Annotated in this window: 21 protein-coding genes; 2 read left to right on the top strand and 19 right to left on the bottom strand. The window is 67.3% G+C overall.

From position 1 onward, the window contains the following. Position 1 precedes the first annotated feature (1 nt). A complete protein-coding gene (locus CTA01S_RS02320; RefSeq protein WP_157451275.1) occupies positions 2–871 on the bottom strand; it encodes a transporter substrate-binding domain-containing protein in 870 nt (289 codons plus the stop codon). Positions 872–1073: 202 nt separating this feature from the next. Between CTA01S_RS02320 and CTA01S_RS02325 the strand changes: the two genes are divergently transcribed. Next, entirely contained in the window at positions 1074–2081 is a 1008-nt protein-coding gene (locus CTA01S_RS02325; protein ID WP_062191720.1) for a metal-dependent hydrolase, read from the top strand. Positions 2082–2084: 3 nt separating this feature from the next. Here the strand turns inward: CTA01S_RS02325 and CTA01S_RS02330 are convergent, their stop codons facing one another. From CTA01S_RS02330 to CTA01S_RS02370, 9 genes are all read right to left on the bottom strand, one after another. Continuing rightward, entirely contained in the window at positions 2085–3755 is a 1671-nt protein-coding gene (locus CTA01S_RS02330) for an MBL fold metallo-hydrolase (protein WP_062191723.1), read from the bottom strand. A 103-nt stretch (positions 3756–3858) separates the two neighbouring features. Further along, a complete protein-coding gene (locus CTA01S_RS02335; RefSeq protein ID WP_062191726.1) occupies positions 3859–4908 on the bottom strand; it encodes a VWA domain-containing protein in 1050 nt (349 codons plus the stop codon). A gap of 10 nt (positions 4909–4918) precedes the next feature. Next, on the bottom strand, positions 4919–5986 hold the full coding sequence (locus CTA01S_RS02340) for a DUF58 domain-containing protein (protein WP_062191730.1): 1068 nt from the start codon (positions 5984–5986) through the stop codon (positions 4919–4921). Beyond that, the gene (locus CTA01S_RS02345; RefSeq protein WP_062191734.1) at positions 5961–6977 is read right to left on the bottom strand and encodes an AAA family ATPase; all 1017 of its coding nucleotides are present in this window, start codon (positions 6975–6977) and stop codon (positions 5961–5963) included. Before CTA01S_RS02345 ends, CTA01S_RS02340 begins: the two co-directional genes overlap by 26 nt. Positions 6978–7013: 36 nt before the next feature. Then, positions 7014–7991: a S1C family serine protease gene (locus CTA01S_RS02350; RefSeq protein ID WP_019559818.1), complete on the bottom strand. Its 978-nt coding sequence runs from the start codon at positions 7989–7991 to the stop codon at positions 7014–7016. Positions 7992–8198: 207 nt separating this feature from the next. After that, a complete protein-coding gene (locus tag CTA01S_RS02355; protein WP_062191737.1) occupies positions 8199–8885 on the bottom strand; it encodes a 2-hydroxychromene-2-carboxylate isomerase in 687 nt (228 codons plus the stop codon). Beyond that, positions 8882–9103, bottom strand: coding sequence for a DUF1289 domain-containing protein (locus tag CTA01S_RS02360; protein WP_033370907.1), 222 nt, complete (start codon positions 9101–9103; stop codon positions 8882–8884). Before CTA01S_RS02360 ends, CTA01S_RS02355 begins: the two co-directional genes overlap by 4 nt. Beyond that, positions 9100–9600 carry a YbaK/EbsC family protein gene (locus CTA01S_RS02365; RefSeq protein ID WP_019559821.1) on the bottom strand — a complete coding sequence of 167 codons (501 nt, stop codon included), beginning with the start codon at positions 9598–9600 and terminating at the stop codon, positions 9100–9102. Before CTA01S_RS02365 ends, CTA01S_RS02360 begins: the two co-directional genes overlap by 4 nt. Beyond that, entirely contained in the window at positions 9597–10517 is a 921-nt protein-coding gene (locus tag CTA01S_RS02370; RefSeq protein WP_019559822.1) for a hydroxymethylglutaryl-CoA lyase, read from the bottom strand. Before CTA01S_RS02370 ends, CTA01S_RS02365 begins: the two co-directional genes overlap by 4 nt. A 128-nt stretch (positions 10518–10645) precedes the next feature. Here CTA01S_RS02370 and CTA01S_RS02375 point away from each other — a divergent pair, with 128 nt between their 5' ends. Continuing rightward, on the top strand, positions 10646–10957 hold the full coding sequence (locus tag CTA01S_RS02375) for a hypothetical protein (RefSeq protein ID WP_019559823.1): 312 nt from the start codon (positions 10646–10648) through the stop codon (positions 10955–10957). Positions 10958–10978: 21 nt separating this feature from the next. Here the strand turns inward: CTA01S_RS02375 and CTA01S_RS02380 are convergent, their stop codons facing one another. The 9 genes from CTA01S_RS02380 to CTA01S_RS02420 form a co-directional block, all read right to left on the bottom strand. Then, positions 10979–12964 (bottom strand): acetyl/propionyl/methylcrotonyl-CoA carboxylase subunit alpha, encoded by a 1986-nt coding sequence (locus tag CTA01S_RS02380; protein WP_062191740.1) that lies wholly within the window; start codon positions 12962–12964, stop codon positions 10979–10981. 34 nt (positions 12965–12998) lie between these two features. Next, positions 12999–13784, bottom strand: coding sequence for an enoyl-CoA hydratase/isomerase family protein (locus CTA01S_RS02385; protein WP_062191743.1), 786 nt, complete (start codon positions 13782–13784; stop codon positions 12999–13001). A 16-nt stretch (positions 13785–13800) separates the two neighbouring features. Further along, positions 13801–15408 (bottom strand): carboxyl transferase domain-containing protein, encoded by a 1608-nt coding sequence (locus tag CTA01S_RS02390; RefSeq protein ID WP_062191746.1) that lies wholly within the window; start codon positions 15406–15408, stop codon positions 13801–13803. Between the two features lie 129 nt (positions 15409–15537). After that, positions 15538–15936, bottom strand: coding sequence for a rhodanese-like domain-containing protein (locus CTA01S_RS02395; protein ID WP_026329986.1), 399 nt, complete (start codon positions 15934–15936; stop codon positions 15538–15540). Between the two features lie 7 nt (positions 15937–15943). Beyond that, entirely contained in the window at positions 15944–16549 is a 606-nt protein-coding gene (locus CTA01S_RS02400) for a 2-hydroxychromene-2-carboxylate isomerase (protein WP_062191749.1), read from the bottom strand. Between the two features lie 4 nt (positions 16550–16553). Continuing rightward, on the bottom strand, positions 16554–18506 hold the full coding sequence (locus CTA01S_RS02405; RefSeq protein WP_062191754.1) for a TRAP transporter large permease: 1953 nt from the start codon (positions 18504–18506) through the stop codon (positions 16554–16556). After that, positions 18503–19099, bottom strand: a complete 597-nt coding sequence (locus CTA01S_RS02410; protein WP_062191758.1) for a TRAP transporter small permease subunit — start codon at positions 19097–19099, stop codon at positions 18503–18505. Before CTA01S_RS02410 ends, CTA01S_RS02405 begins: the two co-directional genes overlap by 4 nt. 136 nt (positions 19100–19235) lie before the next feature. Continuing rightward, positions 19236–20366 (bottom strand): TRAP transporter substrate-binding protein, encoded by a 1131-nt coding sequence (locus tag CTA01S_RS02415; RefSeq protein ID WP_259370073.1) that lies wholly within the window; start codon positions 20364–20366, stop codon positions 19236–19238. Between the two features lie 172 nt (positions 20367–20538). Beyond that, complete coding sequence (locus CTA01S_RS02420; RefSeq protein WP_062191765.1) at positions 20539–22011, bottom strand: TrkH family potassium uptake protein; 1473 nt, start codon at positions 22009–22011, stop codon at positions 20539–20541. Between the last annotated feature and the right edge of the window lie 3 nt (positions 22012–22014).

Here is a 22014-nt window from a genome sequence, read left to right on the forward strand (position 1 = left end):
GTCATGAGCCGCCCTCCCTCGGCGCTCGTTCCAAGGCGGGATGCGCGTCCTGGCCCACCTGCCAGCGTACCAGCAAGGCCGCGTACTGCGGGCTGCCCAGCACGTCGCGCAAGGCGGCGTCCCAGGCTTGGCGCAAGGCCTCGTCTTCATGTCGGAACTGGAAAGCGGGGTGGTCCAGGTCCGTGCCCAAGAGCTCCCCAGGGGCCAAGGGCTGCGCCTGCAAGCGGCCTTGGCTGTGCGCGGCCATCCACTGCACCGACGGCCATGACAATGCGAACGCATCGGCCAAGCCTTCGAGCACGGCCGCCTGTCCGCTGGCCGCATCGGGCACGAGCATCAAGCGGTCTTGCAGGCCGCCGCCGGCCAACCAGCGCTGGTGCTCCACCGAACCTTCGATCACGGCCACACGCTGCACCGTCTCCCACCCGTGCCAGGCGGCCGCAGGTGAGGCGTCTTCGGCGGCACGCCGCCACAACACGCCGCTGCGCACTTGCATCATCGGTTGAGAATGGGCCACCCAGGCCTCCCGCTGCGCGGTGATGAACATGCCTGCGGCCACCACGTCGAAGCGATGCGCCCGCAGCTCGGGGATCAAGGCGTCGAAGCGGGTCTGGATCCACTCGTAACGGGTCACGCCCAGGCGCTGGCCCACCATCCGCGCCACTTCGGGCGCCAAACCCTCGACCTGCCCATCGGCGCGCACCACGGCATACGGCGGCTCGACGGCATACCCCACCCGCAAAGGCTCACCGGCGCGCAGGCGCTGCAAGGCATCGGCCCGGTCATGCGTGGCGTGCCTGCCTGGCAAGACACCCCACATCGTGATCAGACCCATGACGGCTGCCGCCGCCCACATCCACCGCCGCGTCACCGCGCCCTCCTGTGCCCGGCTGCGTCGCTGAGGCCAACACGGCCCGCATGCGCGCTTTCATACCGAGCGTCCATACCCTCATGCTAGAAGGGCTCGGCCCAAGGTCCCATACCCCCAAAATGGGGGGTGTTGTGCGATCAACGCACAACCGGGATGGGGTGTTCCAAGCTGGCGCGATCGTGTGCGCCGCGACAATCGGGGGATGGACTCCGTTTCTCAGTTGGCGTTGGGCGCGGCCGTCGGCCTGGCGGTGATGGGGCGGCGCACGGCACGGTGGAAGGCCGCCCTGTGGGGCGGCATCGCAGGCACCCTGCCGGATCTGGATGTGCTGATCGACTTCGGTGATGCGGTGCGCAACATGACGTATCACCGCAGCGCCAGCCATGCCTTGCTCTATCTGAGCCTGGCCTCACCGCTGCTGGCCGCGATCGTGACTCGAGTGCATGGGGAGACGGGCCTGTTTCGGCGTTGGTGGCTGGCCCTGTGGCTAGCACTGGTGACCCACCCGTTGCTGGATGCGATGACGGTGTATGGCACCCAGCTGGCCTTGCCCTTCACCGACCACCCCTTCGGCATGGGCAGCATCTTCATCATCGACCCGCTGTACACCTTGCCTTTGCTGGTGGGCATCGCGGCGGCTTTGGGGTCGCGCCGGGTCGACCGTCTGCACTGGAATGCGGCCGGGCTCGTGCTGAGCACCGTCTATCTTGGCTGGAGTGTCTTGGCCCAGCAACAAGCCCTGGCCGTCGCGCGCGAGTCGCTGGCGGCCCAGGGCGTGGCGGTGCAGCAGCTGATGGCCACGCCCACGGCCTTCAACACCGTGTTGTGGCGCATCGTGGCGGTCTCGCCCGAGGCGCACTGGGAGGGCTTCTACTCCTTGCTGGACGAGGGCCGCCAGATCCCGTTCGACCGCTTCGATCGCGGACAGGCGCTTTACGAAGCCCTGCGCGATCACGAACCCGTGCAGCGCATCGCCTGGTTCAGCAAGGGTTATTTCAAGATGCAGGTGCGTGATGGGCAGGTGCTGATGAGCGACCTGCGCATGGGCCAGGAACCGTTTTACGTCTTCACGTTCCGCATGGCGCAGCTGCGCAGCGACCCGGTGCCGCTGGCGCGCCCCGAGCAGGTCGGCTCGCGCCCCGACCTGGCCGAGGCCCTGCCCTGGTTGTGGCGGCGCGCTTGGGGCGAGCCGCTGCGGCCGCCGCGCTGAGGCTCAGGCCACGATCCAGCCAGCCTTGCTCTCGCGCACCCGGCCTTCGGATTGCAGCTTGAGCAAGTGGGCCAGCAAGGAGCGTTCGGCCATGGCATGCAGGGCCGGCCTCAAGTCGGCGTAGACCTGCTCGCGCAACACCGGCACCGACGCCGGCCCCAGGCGGGCGACGGCCTGCAGCACCAGGGCCTCGCGGTGCAAGCGGTGGGCGATGAGGCCTTCGAGCACGCGCCGCGGCTCGGCCATCAGAAAGCCGTGGCCAGGGGCCAGCCAGTCCAGGTCCAGGTCGAGCAAGGCGCGCAGCGAGTCGAGGTAGGCCGTCATGTCGCCGTCCGGGGGGTTGATCACCACGGTGGACGACTGCATCACGTGATCGCCGGTGAACAGCAGCTTTTCCTCTTCGAGCAGGAAGCACAGATGGTTGGACGCATGCCCGGGGGTGTGCCACACGCGCAGATGGGCATGTTCCGCGCAGCTCAGGCGCTGCCCGTGTTGGAGCTCGACATCCAGTGCCAAATGGGCATCGTGCCCCTGCGGATGGGCCGGCCAGCGGCCGGCCACCGGCGCGCCGGTGAGCTCGCGCAATCGCCACGCGGCCGGGGAATGGTCTTGGTGGCTGTGGGTCAGGACGATGGCCTCGATCGGACCGGTGGCCGCGGCCAGGACGGCTTGGACATGCGCCTCGTCCGGCGGACCGGGGTCGATCACGGTCCAGCGATGGGCTGCGCCGCCACCGACGAGGTAGGTGTTGGTGCCCGGCCCGGTCATCACGTTGCCATTGGGCGCGGTGATGCGGATCACCCGCTCGGACAAACGCACCGGCACGCCGGGCTCGAGTGCGTAGGACGCATGCCCATGGCCTTGCGGGTCCAGGCGGCCGATCTCGGCCCAGGCGGGTTCATCGGGCATCACCGGGCGCTCGCCCTGCGGTCCGCGGCCGATGCGCGGCATCACCAAGGCCACCTGGCGCGGCGCCTGAGCCCAGGCCATGAGGGCGCTGGTGTGGGCAAAACGCGACAGCAAGTCCAGCGTGACGCGCGTGGGGGTCATCAGCTTGAACCGAGCGGGGGCGCGGGCCAAGGCGTCCTCGGGGCGGAACCAGCCATGCTCGACGGTTTCGAGCTCGTCATGGGCCGTGTCTTGCCCCGCGGGCGCCACGGCCACGAAGAAGCGGGTATCGAAGCGCTTGGCCCGCCCTTTGGGCGTGAGCCAGTGGCTGAGATAGGCCAGCCGGTCTGGACGCAGCACCCAGCCGGCCTGGCGGCACAGATCGGCCCAGGCCAGTTCGCCGCGGTGGACCCGTTGCCGCCAGGTTCGCAGCGTGGGCGCGTCGGGCCGCGGTCCGTCGGCGAACAGCAGACCGCATTCCTCGAAGCATTCGCGGATCGCACACAGGTAGTGGTCGAGCGCCCCCTCGTCCAGGCCGAGCCGCTCGTTGGCCGTGCGCGCATCCAGCCCAGCGGCGCAGGCGCTGGCCAGCCGGTCGCCAGGGTCGACCAAGCCCCCCGGGAACACCCAAGCGCCGCTGTTGTGATCGCCGCGTTCGGCTCGGCGCAGCAGCAGCACCTCCAGTCCGCAAGGTCCGTCGCGCACGACGACCAAGGTGGCAGCCGCACGGGGCGCAGGCTCGGACGAGGAGGCCAGGGCCTCGGCATGGACAGCAATGTCATTCATCGTGGATGTGGTGTGAGCCATGGGGCTGGATCATGCACGGCCGCGGGATCGCCGGCCGTCACCTGGGCGACCGATGAGGCCCGAACCGCGCACGGCACCCTCGCTACACCACCCGGTGGAACCAGAACACCGACAGGCCGGCGGCCAGCAGCATCAGCGCGGCCGCTGCAGCGGCAAACAGGGCCGTGACCTCGATCTCGCGGGTCTCCAGGGCCAGCTTGGAATGCAGGCCCTGGTAGATTTTCTTCAGGTCCGGGGCCGAGCCGGCGTAGAAATATTCGCCGCCGGTGATCTGGGCAATGCTGCGCAAGGCGTCTTCGTCCAGGCGCACGCGCATCGACCAGCCGTCGCCGACCAAGATTTCGCCATGCTCGGTGCCCACCCCGACGGTGTAGACCTTCACGCCGCGTTCGGCCGCCATGCGGGCCGCCTCCAACGGGTTGGGGCCGGTGGTGGTTTGGCCATCGGTGAGCAAGATGATGGCTGCCGAGCCATAAGAGCCCGGCTCCACCGGCGGCGGGGGCTTGCGAGCCGAGTTGCGCTGGTCGAGCGAGCGGCCCAGGCGGTTGTCCTCGCCACCCGGACGCGGATTGCTGCCGCGCAGGTCGAACTCGATGTCTGGAAAGATGGCCTGCAGCGACACCAGGATGCCGCTGCCCACGGCCGTGGCGCGCTGGAAGTTGAAGCGGTCGATGGCGGCCAACACGTCTTCTTTGTTGTAGGTGGGCGGCTGGGTCAGCAACGCCGTGCCGGCAAAGGTGACCACGCCGATGCGGGTGCTGCTGTCTTGCAAGGCCACGAACTCCCGCGCCGCAGCCTGCGCGGCAGCCATGCGGTTGGGCTCCACATCGGTGGCGCGCATGCTGCCCGAGACGTCCATCGCCAAGATCACCATGCGCTGTTGCGAGGGCAGGATCACGCGGGCCGTGGGCCGGGCCACGGCCACGAGCAGGCCGGCCAAGGCCAGCAGCATCAGCGCCGGCGGCAGGTGGCGACGCCAACCCGCACCGCGACCCAGCGCCTCGCGCACCAGGGACAGCCCGGAATAACGCAGCGCCAGGCGTCGGCGACGGCGCAGCAGCCACAGGTAAGCCACCACGCTCGCAGGGACGAGCCCCAGCAACCACAACATCTCCGGCCAGAGGAATGCCATGTCCGTCTCCCTAGGGACCCAACGGGGGGGGTGTGGCCAGGGCCGCCGCCGGACGCATCGACGTGGCCCCGCCGCCGGCGGCCAAGCGCACACGCAGCCGGCGCAGCTCGACGAAACGGCGCACCGCCGCCACCAGGTCTTCGTCGGTGGCCAACTCCAGCACATCCACCCCGGCATCGGCGAAGGCCAGGCGCAAACCGGCCTCGCGGTCCTGCGCGGCCTGCTCGAAGCGCCGGCGAAATCCCGCATCATGGGTGTCCACCCACAGCTGCTCGCCGGTCTCGGCATCTTCGAACATCACCAAGCCCAGGTCGGGCAGCGCCACCTCCAGAGGATCGGTCAAACGGACGGCCAGGACCTCGTGGCGCTGCGCCAAGTGGCCCAGCGCCTCGGTCCAGCCAGGGGCTGCGATGAAGTCGGACACGACGAACACCAGCGAGCGCCGGCGCATCAAGCTGCCGGCGCGGTGGAACAGGCGCGCCAGATCGGTGCCTTGCGTGGCCGCAGATGCCGCCGGGGCGGGCCGCATCAGCAGCCGGTGCACCAGTTGCAGCACCTGGCCGCGTCCGCCGCGCGCCGCCATCACGGTATCGACCGTCTCGCCGCAGACGAGGGCGCCCACGCGGTTGCCGTGGCGTGTGAGCAGGCGGGCCATCAAAGCCACGAAGGCGACCAACACGTCGCGCTTGCTGAACTCGCCAGCCCCGAAATGAACCGAGCCGCTGAGGTCGAGCAAGAACCACACGTTGATGTCGCGGTCTTGCTGGAACTCGCGTACATGAGGCACCTGGATGCGGGCGGTCACGTTCCAGTCGATGGAGCGCACGTCGTCGTGGAGCTGGTATTCCCGCAGGTCGGCCAGATCGAGCCCCTGGCCACGCCACAGCGTGCGGTAGTCGCCTTCGAGCCAGCCGTCCAGGCGTCGCAGCACCGTCCACTCCAACCGGCGCAGCAGGCGATCGGCCTCGCCGAGGGCGGCATGCGTTTGCTCGGCATCGAAACGTGCGGTCTGGCCATCCGACGCGGCTCGGGCATCGGCCCGGCGCCGGACCTCAGGCGACGGCTTCGGGGCGCGCATGGGGGTCCAGGGGCTTGTCAGGCACGGGCAGCTTGTCCATGATGCGCCGCACCAGATGGTCCGCCGACAATGCCTCGGCCAGCGCCTCGTAAGACAGCACCAGCCGGTGCCGCAGCACGTCAGGCACCAGGTCGGTCACATCCTCCGGCAGCACATAAGACCGCCCGCGCAGCAGCGCCAGCGCACGTGCGCCTTCGATCAGGTGGATCGTGGCCCGTGGACTGGCGCCAAAGCTCAGATAGCGCGACAGCTCGGGCAGCCCGACACGCTCTGGCGCGCGCGTGGCGGCCACCAGCTTGACCGCGTACTGAATGAGCGAGGGGTCCACATAGCACTTGCGGCATTCCTGCTGCAGCCGCGCGAGCTCCTCGGTGCTGACCACCGAGCTCACGTCCTCAGGGCTGCCGGTGACGCGCTGCACGATGACGAATTCTTCCTCCTCGCTCGGATAGCCCACCAGCACCTTCATCATGAAGCGGTCCACCTGGGCCTCGGGCAGCGGATAAGTGCCTTCGGTCTCGATGGGGTTTTGCGTGGCCATCACCAGGAAGGGTCGCGGCACCGGGTGCGTCTGCCCGGCAATGGTGACTTGGTATTCCTGCATCACCTCGAGCAAAGCGCTTTGCACCTTGGCCGGGGCCCGGTTGATCTCGTCAGCCAGCAGCAAGTGGGTGAACACCGGTCCCAATGAGGTATGGAACTCCCCGGTCTTCTGGTTGTAGATGCGCGTGCCCACCAAGTCGGCCGGCACCAGATCGGGCGTGAATTGCACCCGTTTGAAGCTGCCGCGCATCACCCGTGCCAGGGTCTTGACCGTCAGTGTCTTGGCCAGCCCCGGCACACCCTCGACCAACAAATGCCCCTGGGCCAGCATGGCCACCAGCACGCGCTCGAGGAAGTGGTCTTGCCCGACGACCACGCGCTTGACCTCGTACAGCACTCGCTGCATCTGCTCGGCCACCGCTTGGGCAGAGGAGACGGTGTTGTTCATGCGGGCGTCCTTTCATCACGGGTCGAGGGACAAACATCAGAAGGGCGACAGGCCCACCGCTGCGGCGGCGTTTTCGATGGGAACGGCGAATCCGATGCCCACGAAGACGCGGTGCTCGGTGGGGTTGAGGATGGCCGTGACGATGCCCACGACCTCACCGTCGGCCGTCACCAACGGGCCGCCCGAACTGCCGGGGTTGGCCGCCGCATCGAACTGGATCAGGTTGGTCAGAAGGCGCTCGCCTTCGGGCGAGCGGAACTCGCGCCCCAAGCCCGAGACCACGCCGGCGGTGACCGTGGGGCCGATGCCGAAGGGGAACCCCACGGCCACCACCGCATCGCCCACGGCCAGGTCGCTGGTGGAACGCAGGGTGGCCGGCTGCAGATCATCGGGCAGGCTGCGCGGCTTGATCACCGCCAAGTCGTTTTCCGGCTGCACCGCCACCACGTCGGCCTCGGCCTCGTGCCCGTCGTGAAAGACCACCTGCAACCTCGGCGCGCCCATCACCACGTGCAAGTTGGTCAGGATCAGGCCTTCATCGACGATGACCACGCCAGTGCCCGTGCCGATTTCGCGTTGCTGGCCTTGCGCATTGGGGGGGCTCAGCCCCCGCACGCGCACCACCGAGGGGCGGATCTTTTCATAGGCCTTGGCCGCCATCGACGGCAGGGGCTTGTTCACCAGGGTGTGCAGCACCGCTTTGTCGATGTCGTCCTGCGTCAGAGGCCCCAGGGGAGCGCGCCAGGCCTCGTGCAGCACGGTCAGCGCCAGCCCCAACAGGCCACCGGCCAGCACCAATCCCCAACGCTCGTGCCGCCGCGCCCAAGCGCGCCAGCGGGCGGCACGAGACACGGGGGCCGGCGCATCAGGGGGGTGGGCTGCGGCCGCCTGCGGCGAGGCCACCGGGCCCGCCGCGGCCCCGCCGGCCGAAGGCCCGCCGAGTGGGGGCCCGGCGCGAACCGGCTGCGCCGAAATCGCCGACTTGGAACTGCTGTACAGCGCGCGCTTGCCCATCGGTGAGCCGCCCCGACCGCCACCTCGTGCGCGAATGCCTGCGCAGAGACGCTGCATGCAGTGGTGGCGCCGACTGCATGGCATCGCTGGCGGGCGCCCGTGCCCGCCTTCACTCTGACGCTAACACGTCAAAGGCCGACTTGCATCTTGCCGCCGACAACCCCCCAGCGCAAGCCGGGATGCGCACCCCTGCGGCGCCGGCCGAGCTCAAGACCGCAGCGCGCCTGCCCGGCGCGGCAGGCCCAGCGGCACACGGGCCGCCGCCTCCCAGGCCGGCCCGTCGAACCACGCATCACCCCGCAGGTAGGCCGCCAGCATGTCCAGCCCGTCCAAGCCCCAGAACGCTTTGTCCTCGACCACCACCGTGGGCACCCCGAAGATGCCCGCAGACACGGCCTGCTCCGTGTTGGCCCGCAGCAAGGCTTTGACCTCCTCCTCCCGCAAGGCCGCCAGCAGGCTCTGGGCCTGCCCGGGGGCCAGCGCTTCGGCCAAGGCCTGCAGCTGCGCGGCTTCGCCGGCGGCCTCGCCCGTGCGCCACACACGGCGCAAGACGGTCTCACAGGCAAACCGATTGGCCGAGCCGGCCATGCCCGTGGTCCGGCCATGGGCCAGCAGCAGGCGCGACAAGGCCAAGGGATTGAAGGGGTGCTGCGCGGGCATCACCAAAGGGATGTCCAAACGCTGCGCCAGCCAGGCCACTTGGCGGTAGGTCCAGTCCCGCTTGGGCGCGATCTCGGCCGGCCCCAGTTGCCCCCAATGCTGCAACAAACCCGCCAAGAGCACCGGCCGGTAGCTCACCGCACAAGACGAACCGGCCAGCACCTCGGGCAGCCGCTCGAAGGCCAGGTAGGCATAGGGAGACACCGGGTCGAACCAGAACTGCAAGGATTTCATGATCCCTCCGGGCTGCGGTGCGCGGCAGCCTGACGACGCGCAGGCAGTTGCTTCCAGACCGCACGTTTGTCGGCATCGCTCATCGTCGACCAGGCGGCGATCTCCTCCAGGGTGCGGTGGCAGCCCTCGCACCACCCGGTCGAGGCATTCATGCGGCACACCCCGATGCAGGGGCTAGCGACCTGCCCGGGCCGCAGCGATGGGGCACGAGCGCTCACAGCACCACGTCCTCGACCGGCGCGCCGGTGAGCGCCACCAGCTGCGACGGTGTCACCGGGAAGACCCCGTTGGGATGCCCGGCGGCGGCCCAGACCACCTCGAAGCGGAAGAGTTCACGGTCGATCAGCACCACCGGCGCCTGCCGATGCGCCACCGGTGCCACCCCGCCAATGGAAAAGCCCGTGCGCTCCTTGACGAACTGCGCATCCGCCCGCGCAAGCGGCCCCACCCGCGCGGCCACTTTGTGCTCGTCCACGCGCTTGTCGCCCGAGGTCACGACCAGCACCGCGGCATCATCGGCCAGGCGCCGGAACACGATGCTCTTGGCGATCTGACCGACGGCCACCCCCAGGGCCTCGGCCGCCTCCTGGGCCGTGCGTGCAGCCACCTCCAGGAACACCGGCGGCTGCGGATGACCGGCTTGGGCCAGCGCCCGGGCCACGCGCTGGAAGCCCTCCGGGCGTTGGCTCAGATCGGCAGGCCACACCGCATTCATGCCGCAGCCTCCATGCGTGCACGTCGGGCCAGCAGCGCATTGGCCACTCGCGACACGGGCTTGCGGCCCAGCACGCGCGAGATGAACTCGCCGGCATCGACCAGCGCTTGCAAATCGATGCCGCAGTCGATGCCCAGGCCCTGGAGCAAAAAGACCACATCCTCGGTGGCCACATTGCCCGTGGCCCCTTGGGCATAGGGACATCCCCCCAAGCCCGCCACACTGGCATCGAAATGGTGGATGCCCATCTCCAGGCAGGCGTAGATGTTGCCGATGGCCTGGCCGTAGGTGTCGTGAAAATGACCGCTCACTTCGTGCAAGGGATAGTGACGCAAGGCCCGCTCCATCGCGGCGCGCACCTGACGCGGCGTGCCCACGCCGATGGTGTCGGCCACCCCCACGTGTTGCACGCCGATGTCTTTCATCAGGCGCACGACCCGCTCGACCTCGTCGGCAGAGACCTCGCCTTGGTAGGGGCAGCCCACGGCACAGGAAATCGCCCCGCGCACCTTCAAGCCCTGTTCACGCGCCAGGCGCACCACCGGGCGGAAACGCTCGATCGACTCCTCGATCGAGCAGTTGATGTTGCGCTGGCTGAACGCCTCGCTGGCCGCGCCAAAGACGACGATCTCGTCCGGCCGCGTGGGCAACGCGGCCTCCAAGCCCTTCATGTTGGGCACCAACACCGAATAGCGCACGCCCGGCCGACGCTGGATGCCGGCCATCACCTCGGCGTTGTCGGCCATCTGCGGCACCCATTTGGGGGAGACGAAACTGGTGACCTCGATCTCGCGCAGACCCGCGGCCTGCAGGCGGTGGACCAACTCGATCTTGTGCGCCGCCGACACCGGCTGCTTTTCGTTTTGCAGCCCATCGCGCGGGCCGACGTCGACCAGGGTGACACGTTCAGGAAACATTCTGCCTCTCCAACCGATGCCCTCGGATTGTGCCCCCCCAAAAAGTGGGAGGGGGATTCCACCTTAATGGGGATGGCCAACCCGCGCCAGGGGGAGAAAAATTCCCGTCCAAGACGAGGATCATTGCCATGGACGCTCAGAGCCGTCGCCTACAAATCGCCACCCGCATCCACTTCACTTTGCTGCGCGAGTTGGGCAGCGGTATCGACGTGGGCCTGATGCTCAGCCGCGAGCGGTACGCGCTGGATGTGCTCCATGTCTGTCGCGCCAGCGAGAACGAAGAACTCGAGCGCTTGGCCGAGGAATTCGCCCAGATCAGCCGCCAGCATGCCGCGCAGGCCGCCCATCCCGCTCGCACGGCATCGACCCGCCGCGGGCACCGCCCTTGGTGGCGCGCGCTGGGCTCGGTGTTGCGCCCCACAACCGCCGCCGCCCACTGAGCCTGGCCGCACACGACGGCCTCACGCCTTCAGGCGCAGCAATTCGGCCCCCTCGGGCACCTGATCGCCCACGCCATACAACAAGGCCTCGATCACGCCATCGGTCGGCGCCGCGATCGTGTGCTCCATCTTCATCGCCTCCATCACGGCCAGCGCCTGACCTTTCTTCACGGATTGTCCGACGCTCACATGCACAGCCAGCAGCTTGCCCGGCATCGGTGCGGTCAAGCGGCCGGCCTCGTGGCCGCTGTCGCCCGCATGGGCGATGGGATCGATCCACTGCAGCACCGCCACCCCCTCGGGGGCGAACACGTGGAACTGCTCGCCGTGGCGGTACACCGTCAGGCGCCACCGTGAGGCCCCCAGCATCACGTCGTGCACTTCGGCCGAATGGGCATGCACCTGCAAGAGCTGCCGCTGCCCCCCCAGATCGAGGCGGTGTCGGCCGTCGTGCAGGTACTCGAGGAAGGCCACATGGCGCTGCCCGCCGACGTCGATTTCCATGCGCCGACGCGCCATGCCATGCAAGCGCCAGCCGTCGCGTCGGCTCCAAGGATCGGCATCCTGCAGGGCCGCTTCATCGGCCAGCACCCGCGCGGCCACACCGGCCACGGCACAGTCCAAGGGCAGACCCGGCGGACCGAACAGATGGGCACGCTCGCGCTCGATCAAGGCCGTGTCGAGGTCGGCCCCAGCGAACGAGGCACTGGTCACCACACGGCGCAGAAAGTTCACATTGGTGTGCAGCCCCACGATATGGGTGTGCGCCAACGCGGCATCGAGCTGCGCCAGGGCCTGCTCGCGCGTAGGAGCATGCACGATGAGCTTGGCGATCATCGAGTCGTAATACGGCGAGATCTCGTCGCCCTCGCGCACCCCGGCGTCCACCCGCACCGGCGCCACCGTGAACTCACTGGCCTGCGGTGGCAAACGAAACACCCGCAAGGGCCCGGTGGCCGGCAGGAAATGGGCCTCGGGGTTTTCGGCGCAGATGCGCGCCTCGATCGCATGGCCCTGGATGCGCAAATCCTCTTGCCGCACCGGCAAGGGCTCGCCGGCGGCCACACGCAGCTGCCATTCCACCAGGTCGTGCCCCGTGATGGCTTCGGTGACCGGGTGCTCCACCTGCAGCCGGGTGTTCATCTCCATGAAGTAGAAGCGGCCGTCCTGCTCGGCAATGAACTCCACCGTGCCCGCCCCCACATAGCCCACGGCGCGCGCCGCGGCCACGGCCGCCTCACCCATCTCACGCCGACGCTGCGGGGTCATGCCCGGCGCAGGGGCTTCTTCCAGCACCTTCTGGTGGCGCCGCTGCACCGAGCAGTCGCGCTCGAACAAATACACGCCGTTGCCATGGGTGTCGCAGAACACCTGGATCTCGATGTGGCGCGGCCGGCTCACGTAACGCTCGATCAACACATGGTCATCGCCGAAGCTGGATCGAGCCTCGCGTTTACAGGCCGCCAGCGCGGCTTCGAACTCCTCGGCCACCTGCACCGCCCGCATGCCCTTGCCCCCGCCGCCGGCGCTGGCCTTGATCAACACCGGAAAGCCGATGGCCTGGGCCTGCGCGAGCAGGAAATCGCTGTCCTGCCGATCGCCGTGGTAGCCCGGCACCAGCGGCACGCCGGCCTTCTCCATCAAAGCCTTGGCAGCGGCCTTGCTGCCCATCGCGGCAATCGCCGCAGGCGGCGGCCCGATGAAGACGATGCCCGCCTGCGCACAGGCCTCGGCGAAAGACTCGTTCTCGCTGAGAAAGCCATAGCCCGGATGGATGGCCTGCGCGCCGGTGGCTCGCGCGGCCTCCAGGATGCGCTCCTGACGCAGGTAGCTGTCGCGCGGCGCCGCAGCGCCGATGTGCACGGCCTCGTCGCACACCTGCACGTGCTTGGCCGTCGCGTCGGCATCGGAATACACCGCCACGGTACGGATGCCCAGGCGCCGCGCGGTGGCTGCCACGCGGCAGGCGATCTCGCCACGGTTGGCAATGAGGATCTTCTTGAACATGCACAGGCTTTCTTGTCGTTGAACGGCTCGTGGTTCAGGCCGTCGCCCACGGCGGGCTGCGTTTGTCCAGGAAAGCACGCACCCCGGCGCGGCCTTCTTCACTGGCGCGGATGTCGGCAATGCGTCGCGCGGTGTCTTCACGCAGCGCTGCATCGATCGGCTGGCCCGCAACGTCTTGCACCAAGCGCTTGCAGGCCTTCACCGCCTGCGGACCATTGGCCAGCAGGGCCGCGACGATCGCCTCGACACGCTCGTCCAGCGCCTCGGCCGCACACACCTCATGCACGAAGCCCAGGCGATGGGCCTCGGCCGCATCGAAGCGTTCGGCCGTGAGGAAATAGCGCCGCGCCGCCTGTGGGCCCATGGCACGGATCACGTAGGGGCTGATGGTGGCCGGCAGCAACCCGAGCTTGGCCTCGGACAGACAAAAATGCACGCCTTCGGCGGCCACCAACACATCGCACACGGCCGCCAGACCCACCCCGCCGGCATAGCAATCACCGTGGATGCGAGCCACCACCGGCAGCGGGCAGCTGTACAGCGTCCACAGCATCTGCGCCAGCCGCGCCGCGTCATCGCGGTTTTGCTCCCAGGTGTAATCGGCCATCGCACGCATCCAGTGCAAGTCGGCGCCGGCGCTGAAAGCCTGGCCATGTGCGCCCAGCACCACGGCGCGCAACGAAGCGTCGCGGCCCAGGGCTTCGAAGGTGTCGGTCAGCTCGGCGATGGTGGCATCGTTGAAGGCATTGCGCACCTGCGGCCGGTTGAGCCAGACCCGGGCCACGGAGCCGTCGATGCGGATGTCGAGAGTGGTGGGCATGGGCAGCCTCCGGCGCTCAGATACGGAAGACGCCAAAGCGCGTCTGCGCAATGGGGGCGTTGAGACTGGCGCTCAGCCCCAAGGCCAACACCCGGCGCGTGTCGGCCGGATCGATCACGCCATCGTCCCACAGCCGGGCCGAGGCATAGTATGGATGTCCCTGCTCCTCGTACTGCCGGCGGATCGGCGCTTTGAAGGCTTCCTCTTCCTCGGCACTCCAGGTGCCTCCCCGGGCCTCGATGCCGTCGCGCTTGACCGTGGCCAGCACGCTGGCGGCCTGTTCACCCCCCATCACGCTGATGCGCGCATTCGGCCACATCCACAAGAAACGGGGCGAGTAGGCCCGGCCGCACATGCCGTAATTGCCGGCACCGAAGCTGCCGCCAATGATCACGGTGAACTTCGGCACCTGGGCGCAGGCCACGGCCGTGACCATCTTCGCGCCGGCACGCGCAATGCCTTCGTTCTCGTATTTGCGGCCCACCATGAAGCCGGTGATGTTCTGCAGGAACACCAGCGGCACCTGGCGCTGGCAGCACAGCTCGATGAAATGCGCCCCTTTGTTGGCGCTTTCGCTGAACAGAATGCCGTTGTTGGCCACGATGCCCACGGGCATGCCCTCGATGTGGGCGAAGCCGCACACCAGGGTGCTGCCGTAGCGGGCCTTGAACTCGTCGAACTCGCTGCCATCGACGATGCGGGCGATGACCTCGCGCACGTCGAAGGGCTTGCGCACGTCGACCGGAATCACGCCATGCAGCTCTTCGGGCGCGTACTTCGGAGGCCGCGGCCGCACGCAGGCCAGCGGCTGGGGTTTGCGCCGGTTGAAGCGGGCCACGGCGGCACGCGCCAGCGCCAAGGCATGCAGGTCATTGTCGGCCAGGTGGTCGGCCACGCCCGACAGGCGCGTGTGCACGTCGCCACCGCCCAGGTCCTCGGCGCTGACCACCTCGCCAGTGGCGGCCTTCACCAACGGCGGCCCGCCCAAAAAAATGGTGCCCTGGTTCTTCACGATGATGGCCTCGTCGCTCATGGCCGGCACATAGGCGCCACCGGCCGTGCACGAGCCCATGACCACTGCCAACTGCGGAATGCCGGCAGCGCTCATCGTGGCCTGGTTGTAGAAAATGCGCCCGAAGTGGTCACGATCGGGAAACACCTCGTCCTGATTGGGCAGATTGGCCCCACCGCTGTCGACGAGATAGATGCAAGGCAGATGGTTTTGCTGCGCCACTTCCTGCGCGCGCAAGTGCTTCTTCACCGTCATGGGATAGTACGTGCCGCCTTTGACGGTGGCGTCATTGCAGACGATCACGCACTCCACGCCCGACACCCGGCCAATGCCGGTGATGATGCCCGCCCCTGGCGCCTCGTTGCCATACATGTTCAGTGCGGCCAGCGGGGCCAGCTCCAGAAAGGGCGTGCCCGGATCGAGCAGCATCTCCACCCGCTCACGCGGCAGCAACTTGCCTCGGGCCACGTGCTTGGCCCGCGCCGCCTCGCCCCCACCCTCGGCCACGGCGGCGAGCTGCCGGTTCAGGTCGTCCACCAGGGCTTGCATCGCAGCCGCGTTGCGCTTGAATTCGTCGGAACGGGGATGGAGTCGAGACTCGAGGACGCTCATGCAGGCTCCCAGCCAACCAAAGGGAAAGCGGTCGGCAAATCATTGACGCACATTTTGACGTTTACGTAAACGTCAATTCTAGGGCGACAAACGCCCGCTTGACCAGCGGTCCAGCCCGATTGTCCAACCCTATTTCTTGGGCTTGTCGGCCACGGGCGCACCGGCTTGCTTCCAAGCCGTGAAGCCCCCTTCGATGTGCGCCACGCGCGGCAAGCCCATGTCTTGCAAGGTCTTGGTGGCCAAGGCCGAGCGCCAGCCAGCGGCACAAAACAGGATGAACTCCTTGTCCTCGGCGAATACCGGCCGATGGTAGGGCGACTCGGGATCGACCCAGAACTCCAACATGCCGCGCGGCGCATGGATGGCGCCGGGGATGACGCCATCGCGCTCGAGCTCGCGCACATCGCGCACGTCCACGAAGCACACGCCGGGGTCGCCGAGTCTGGCGCGCGCCTGCTCGACGCTATAGGTTTTGATTTGCGCCATGGCCTCGTCCACCAAGGCCTTGTAGCCCTTCTTCATGCGCACCTCCGCATCAGAACGGCCCTTGCGCGAGCCAGCGTTCGATCTGCGCCTTGCGGTCATTGCCCCAGAAGGGTTCCCCATCGATCACGATGTAGGGCGCACCGAACATGCCGGCGGCCACCGCGGCTTCGTTGGCCTGTTTGAGGCGTTCTTTCCACACCGGGTCGTTCCAGACCGCCTCGGCCTGGTCCGCATCGAGCCCAAACTCGCGGGCCAAGCCCTTGAGCGCCTGCACCTCCGACAAATTGACTCCGCGCGCGAAATAAGCCCGCAGACACGCCCGTGCCCAAGCCACGGCGCGCGCGGCATCGCCATCGTGTAGCCACCAGAACACGCGCGCGGCGTTCTGCGTGGGGATGGGGAAAACCTCCGGCTGGGTGTAGGGCACCCCCTCGAAGCGGGCCGAGCGCGCGAAGTCGCGCAGCACATACTCGCGCTTGAGCGGATGGGCCACTGGCGGCTTCAATTCGGCGGCCTGGAAGGTCACCCCCAGCAGCACCGCATGCCAGCGCACGGTGCGCCCATGCCGTGCGGCCAGCGCCTCGATCCATTCGGAGGCGATGTAGGAATACGGCGACGAGAAGTCGAAATAGAAGTCGATCGGCAGCTTGTTCATGGCCTCAACGGTACAACAGTTGCGGCAACCACAGGCCAATGCCCGGGAACACGTAGAGCAGCACGATCGCGATGATCTGGATGCCCATGAAGGGCAACATGCCCAGGAAGATCTGATTGAGCGTCACGTGCGGCGGGGCCACCCCCTTGAGGTAGAAGGCCGACATCGCCACCGGGGGGCTCAGGAAAGCGGTTTGCAAGTTCAGCGCCACCAGCAGGCCGAAGAACAGCGGGGCGATGCCGAAGTTGTCCAGCAAGGGGATGAAGATCGGCATGAAGATGACGATGATCTCCGTCCACTCCAGTGGCCAGCCCAACAGGAAGATCAACACTTGGGACAAGATGAGGAACTGCGTGGGCGTCAGATCCAGCCCCAGCACCCATTGCTCGACCAGTTCTTGTCCGCCCAACAGCGCAAAGGCTGCCGAAAAGATCGCCGAGCCGACGAACAGCCAGCACACCATCGCCGAAGTCTTGGCCGTCAGAAAGACCGACTCCTTGAGTACCGTGAAGTTGAGCTGCCGATAGGCCGCTGCCAACAAAAAGCCTCCCAGCGCCCCCATGGCTGCGGCCTCCGTCGGTGTGGCCAAACCAAACACGATCGACCCCAGCACGGCCAGGATCAGGATCACCAACGGGAAGAAGGAGGCCAGGAGCATCTTGAAGATCTCCAGCCGCGCAAAGCTCAAAAACAGATAAAACGCTGCGACGATGGCCCCAAGGATCGAGAACACCACCCACCACCAAGTGGGTGCCGGCCGGCGGCCATCGTCGGCGATGGGCTCCTGGGCCTGCGCACCGGGCTCGGCCAGGGCAGGCGGGGCCGGCTCGGCGGCCTCCTGCGCCTGCGCCCCCGGGGGCTCGCCCAGGGCCTCGGGTTCGCCGGCCGCCTCCTCCTCGTCCGCGGCAGGCTCGGCCAGACCGCCGGCCACCGGGGGTTCCTGCAAGCCTTGCGTGGCCGACGGACCATCGGACGAGAAGCTGATGGGCTCGATGTCGTACTCCGGCTCGGCCGACACAGCGGTGACCGCGCGATGGCTGCTCGTGGCCAGCAGCACGAACAGCAGCCCCGGCAGCAGCACGATGCCCAGTTGCTTGAGCACGTGCGACAGCGGCACGTCCGCATTGCGCCGGCCCTTCAGCGCCGACAGCAGACGCAGCAACGCATGATGGCTGCCCGTGTCGGCCAGGCGCTGGTTGGCCGGCGCCAGGTCCACGCGCCGGTCGGCCTCGGACAGCGGCGGCGCCCACTGCGGCTTGAGCTTGGCCATGATGATCACGTAGACCACATACAGCCCGGCCAGCATCAGCCCGGGGAAGAAAGCCCCGGCATACAGCTGCACGACCGACACACCCGCCGTGGCACCGTACAGGATGAGCAGCACCGACGGCGGGATCAGGATGCCCAAGCAGCCGCCGGCCGTGATGGACCCTGCGGCCATGGGCGTGCTATAGCCTGCGCGCAACATCGCCGGCAGCGCCAACAACCCCATCAGCGTGACCACGGCCCCGACGATGCCCGTGGCCGTGGCAAACACGGCGCAGGTGACCAACGTGGCCACGGCCAGCGAGCCGGGCACGCGCGCCATCGCCAAGTGCAGGCTCTTGAAGAGTTTTTCGATCAGGTTGGCGCGCTCGACCAGATAGCCCATGAAGACGAACAGCGGCACGGCGATGAGCACGTCGTTGGTCATGCTCTTGTAGGCGGCTTGCACCATCAGATCGAGCGTGCGCGTGATGTCGCGGTCGTAGGCCAGCCAGGTGAAGATCATGCCCATGCCCATCAGCGTAAAAGCCGTGGGAAAGCCCAACATGATGGCCACCACCACGAGCGAGAGCATCAGCAGGCCCAGGTGGCCTTTGGTGAGGGTCTCCACGCCCAGCATCAGCCAGACGATGACCCCGACCACCAGGGCCATGATGCCAAGGCCGAAACGCAATTCGGGACGGATCTTCACGGGCGGCCTCCCGCGGCCGCATCGCCATCGTTCACGTGGACCATCTCCTTGAGCTTCTCGACGTCGACCTCCTCGACATCATGCTCGCGCGAAGGCCACTGACCATCGCGCAGACACAGCACGCAGCGCGCGATCTCGGCCAGGCCTTGCAGCAACAGCGCCGCCCCGGCCAGCGGAATGACGAATTTGAAGGGATACAACGGCAGCGGCGTGGCCGAGAAGGTCTGCTCCCGAATGGCCAGCGACTCCTGAGCATAGGCCCAGCCCGCCCAGGTCAGCGCCACCACCCCGGGCAGGAAGAACAGGAAGTACAGCACCAGGTCCACTGCCGCCTGCGCCCTCGGGCTGAAAAAGCCGTAGAGCACGTCGCCGCGCACATGGCCGTTCTTCGACAGCGTGTAGGCACCGGCCAACATGAACATGGTGCCGTAGAGCATGATTTGGGCATCCAGCACCCAGGCATGGGGCTCGTTGAGCACGTAGCGTGAAAAGACCTCCCAGCTGATCAGCAGGGTCAGGCCCACGGCCGCCCAGGCCGCCGTCTTGCCGATCCAGGTGGACACCGCATCGATGGCCAACAACAGCTTTTGCATGAACAGGTCGCCTGCGGCCTCGTGCAGCCGCCTTGAAGCCAGAGTCTTGAAACCAGAGTCCAGACCGTGCACCGCGATGCGGGCGCCACAACCACACCGCGGTGCACGCGTAAAGGACGTAAAAGAATGAGCCAGATCAGCTCTTCTTGGGCCCGAAGTAGTGGTTGTAAGCCATACGGTAGTCGACCATGGTGTCGAACTGCCATCGGGCGGCCCGCTGCGCGAAGGCCCGCATGGAATCCATGACCTTCTTGAACATCGGGTTTTCAGCCGCTTTCTTGGCCGTGACCTTGTCCCAGGCTTGCAACTGGGCTCGCAAGATGGCATCGGGCGTCTTGTAGAACTTCACGCCCTGCTTGCTTTGCATCTCCAGGTAGTCGGTGGAATAGCGGTGCGCAGCCTTCCAGCTCATGTCGGCCGAGGCCGCCTGCACCGCATAGTCGATCACCGACTTGAGCTCGGCCGGCAGCGCGTTGTATTTGGTCTTGTTGAACAAGATCTCGAACTGCTCACTGCTTTGGTGGAAGCTTTGCAGCATGCAGACCTTGGTCACGTCCGGAAAGCCCAGCACGCGGTCGCTGGAGGCATTGTTGAACTCGGCGGCGTCCAGCAGGCCGCGGTCCAAGGCCGGCACGATTTCGCCGCCGGGCAGCGGGTTGACCGCCGCCCCCAGCTCGGTGAACACATCCACCGCCAGGCCCACGGTGCGGAATTTCAGGCCCTGGAGATCCTGCACCTTGGCCACCGGCTTCTTGAACCAGCCCAGCGGCTGGGTGGGCATGGGGCCGTACAGGAAGGACTGCACGTCCAGGTTCAGGCTCTTGTAGATCTCGTCGAGCAACTCCTTGCCGCCGCCGTAGTAGTGCCAAGCCAGCACCATGTTGGCATCCATCCCGAAAGCGGGGCCCGAGCCCCACAGCGCGACGGCCTGGTTCTTGCCGTACCAGTAAGCCACCACGCCGTGGCCGCCGTCCAAGGTGCCCTTGGACACTGCATCGAGCAGCTGGAAGGCCGGCACGACCGAGCCGGCCGGCAGCACCTCGATCTTCAGGCGGTTGCCCGCCATGTCGTTGACCTTCTTGGCAAAGTCGTTGGCGTATTCGTGGAAGATGTCCTTGGCCGGCCAAGTGCTTTGAAAGCGCATCGACACGGTTTGCGCGGTCGATACCATCGGGAATGCCGCTGCGCCGGCGCCCACGGCCCCCGCTGCTGCCGACTTCAAGAAGCGGCGGCGCTGGGCCGGCTTGGGAGTTTGGGTCTTGCTCACGTTCGTCTCCTGGTGTGCTGACATCGATACACCCCCTCGCCCGTCTCGACGCGGGTTTTCGGGTAAGGGCATGCTAGGCAGCCCTCCCCGCCGGTGGGATAGCACAAACCCGCGTTCCAGGCGGCAGTCGAGCCGATGTGTGCGCAACTCGCCCCAACCGAGGCATCGGCGCTCACTTGCGCCAAAACGACGGGGTCAGCAGCACCATGAAAGACAACATCTCCAAGCGCCCCAGCAGCATGGCCAACGTGCACACCCACGTCTGGAAATCGCTCAGCACCGAGAAATTGCCCGCCGGACCGACGCTGCCCAGGCCCGGCCCCATGTTGTTGACGCTGGCCACCACGGCCGTAAAGGCGGTGATCACGTCCAAGTCCGTCAGCAGCAGCAGCATGGTCAGGCCGATGATCGTGGCGCCGTAGACGAGCATGAAGCCCAGCACCGCGAAGATGGTGTGGTTGTCCACGGTGCTGCTGCCCAAGGTCACCGGCTGGACCGCCCGGGGATGCACGATGCGCGTCATCTCTCGGGCCGCCTGCTTCAGCAGAATCAATACCCGCACCATCTTGATGCCGGCTCCCGTGGAGCCCGCACTGGTGCTCAGGCCGGAGAGCATCAACATCAGCACCGGCGCAAAGATCGGCCACTGGGCATAGTCGGTGTTGGCATAGCCGGTGGTGGTGGCAATCGAGATCACATTGAAAAAGGCCATGCGCACCGCCTGCCACGGCTCGTCATACACCCCTTTGCTCCACAACAGCCCGGCGACGATCACCGAGGACCCCAGCAGCAAGCCCAGCGTGCCTCGGGTCTCCGGGTCGGCCCACAGCCGCTGCAGGCTGCGCTTGCGCACCGCCACGAAATACATCGCGAAGTTGCACGAAGCCACCAGCATGAAGACCACGCAGACGGCCTCGATCAGGGCCGAGTCGAAATGCCCGAAGCTGGCATCGTAGGACGACAAGCCCCCCAAGCTCACGGTGGTGAACATGTGCACCCAAGCGTCATACCAGCTCATGCCGGCGGCCCGATACGCCAGCACACACAACAGCGACAAGACGCAGTAAATGCTCCACAAACCCTTGGCCGTCTCGGTGATGCGCGGCGTCAGCTTGGTGTCCTTCATCGGGCCGGCGACCTCGGCCCGAAAGAGCTGACTGCCACCGACGCCCAGCATCGGCAGGATGGCCACCGCCAGCACCAGAATGCCCATGCCGCCCATCCATTGCATGAAGCAGCGCCACAGATTGATCGACGGCGGCAGCGCATCCAAGCCGCTGAGCACCGTGGCGCCGGTGGTCGTCAGACCCGACATGGCCTCGAAATAGGCGTCGGTGAACGACAAGGGCGTGCCCGCCTGCCGGAAATAGACCATCAGCGGCACGCTGGCAAACAGCGGCAGCACCGTCCACACCAGCGACACCAGCATCACCCCATCGCGCGGCTGCAACTCGCGCCGATGTCGGCGGGCCAGCAAGCGCATCACCACCCCTGCCCCGAAGGTCAGCGCCATGCCCACATGCCATGAGGCCAGCGCCTCATCTTGGCCGAACCAGGCCACGGCCAGCGGCACGCCCATGGTCAGGGCAAAGGCCATCACGATGGTGCCCAGGATCGACAAAGCCGGCAAAAACGAAGACGGCATGGG

This window comes from Caldimonas taiwanensis NBRC 104434, from assembly GCF_001592165.1.
GTDB classification, from domain to species: Bacteria; Pseudomonadota; Gammaproteobacteria; order Burkholderiales; family Burkholderiaceae_C; genus Caldimonas; species Caldimonas manganoxidans.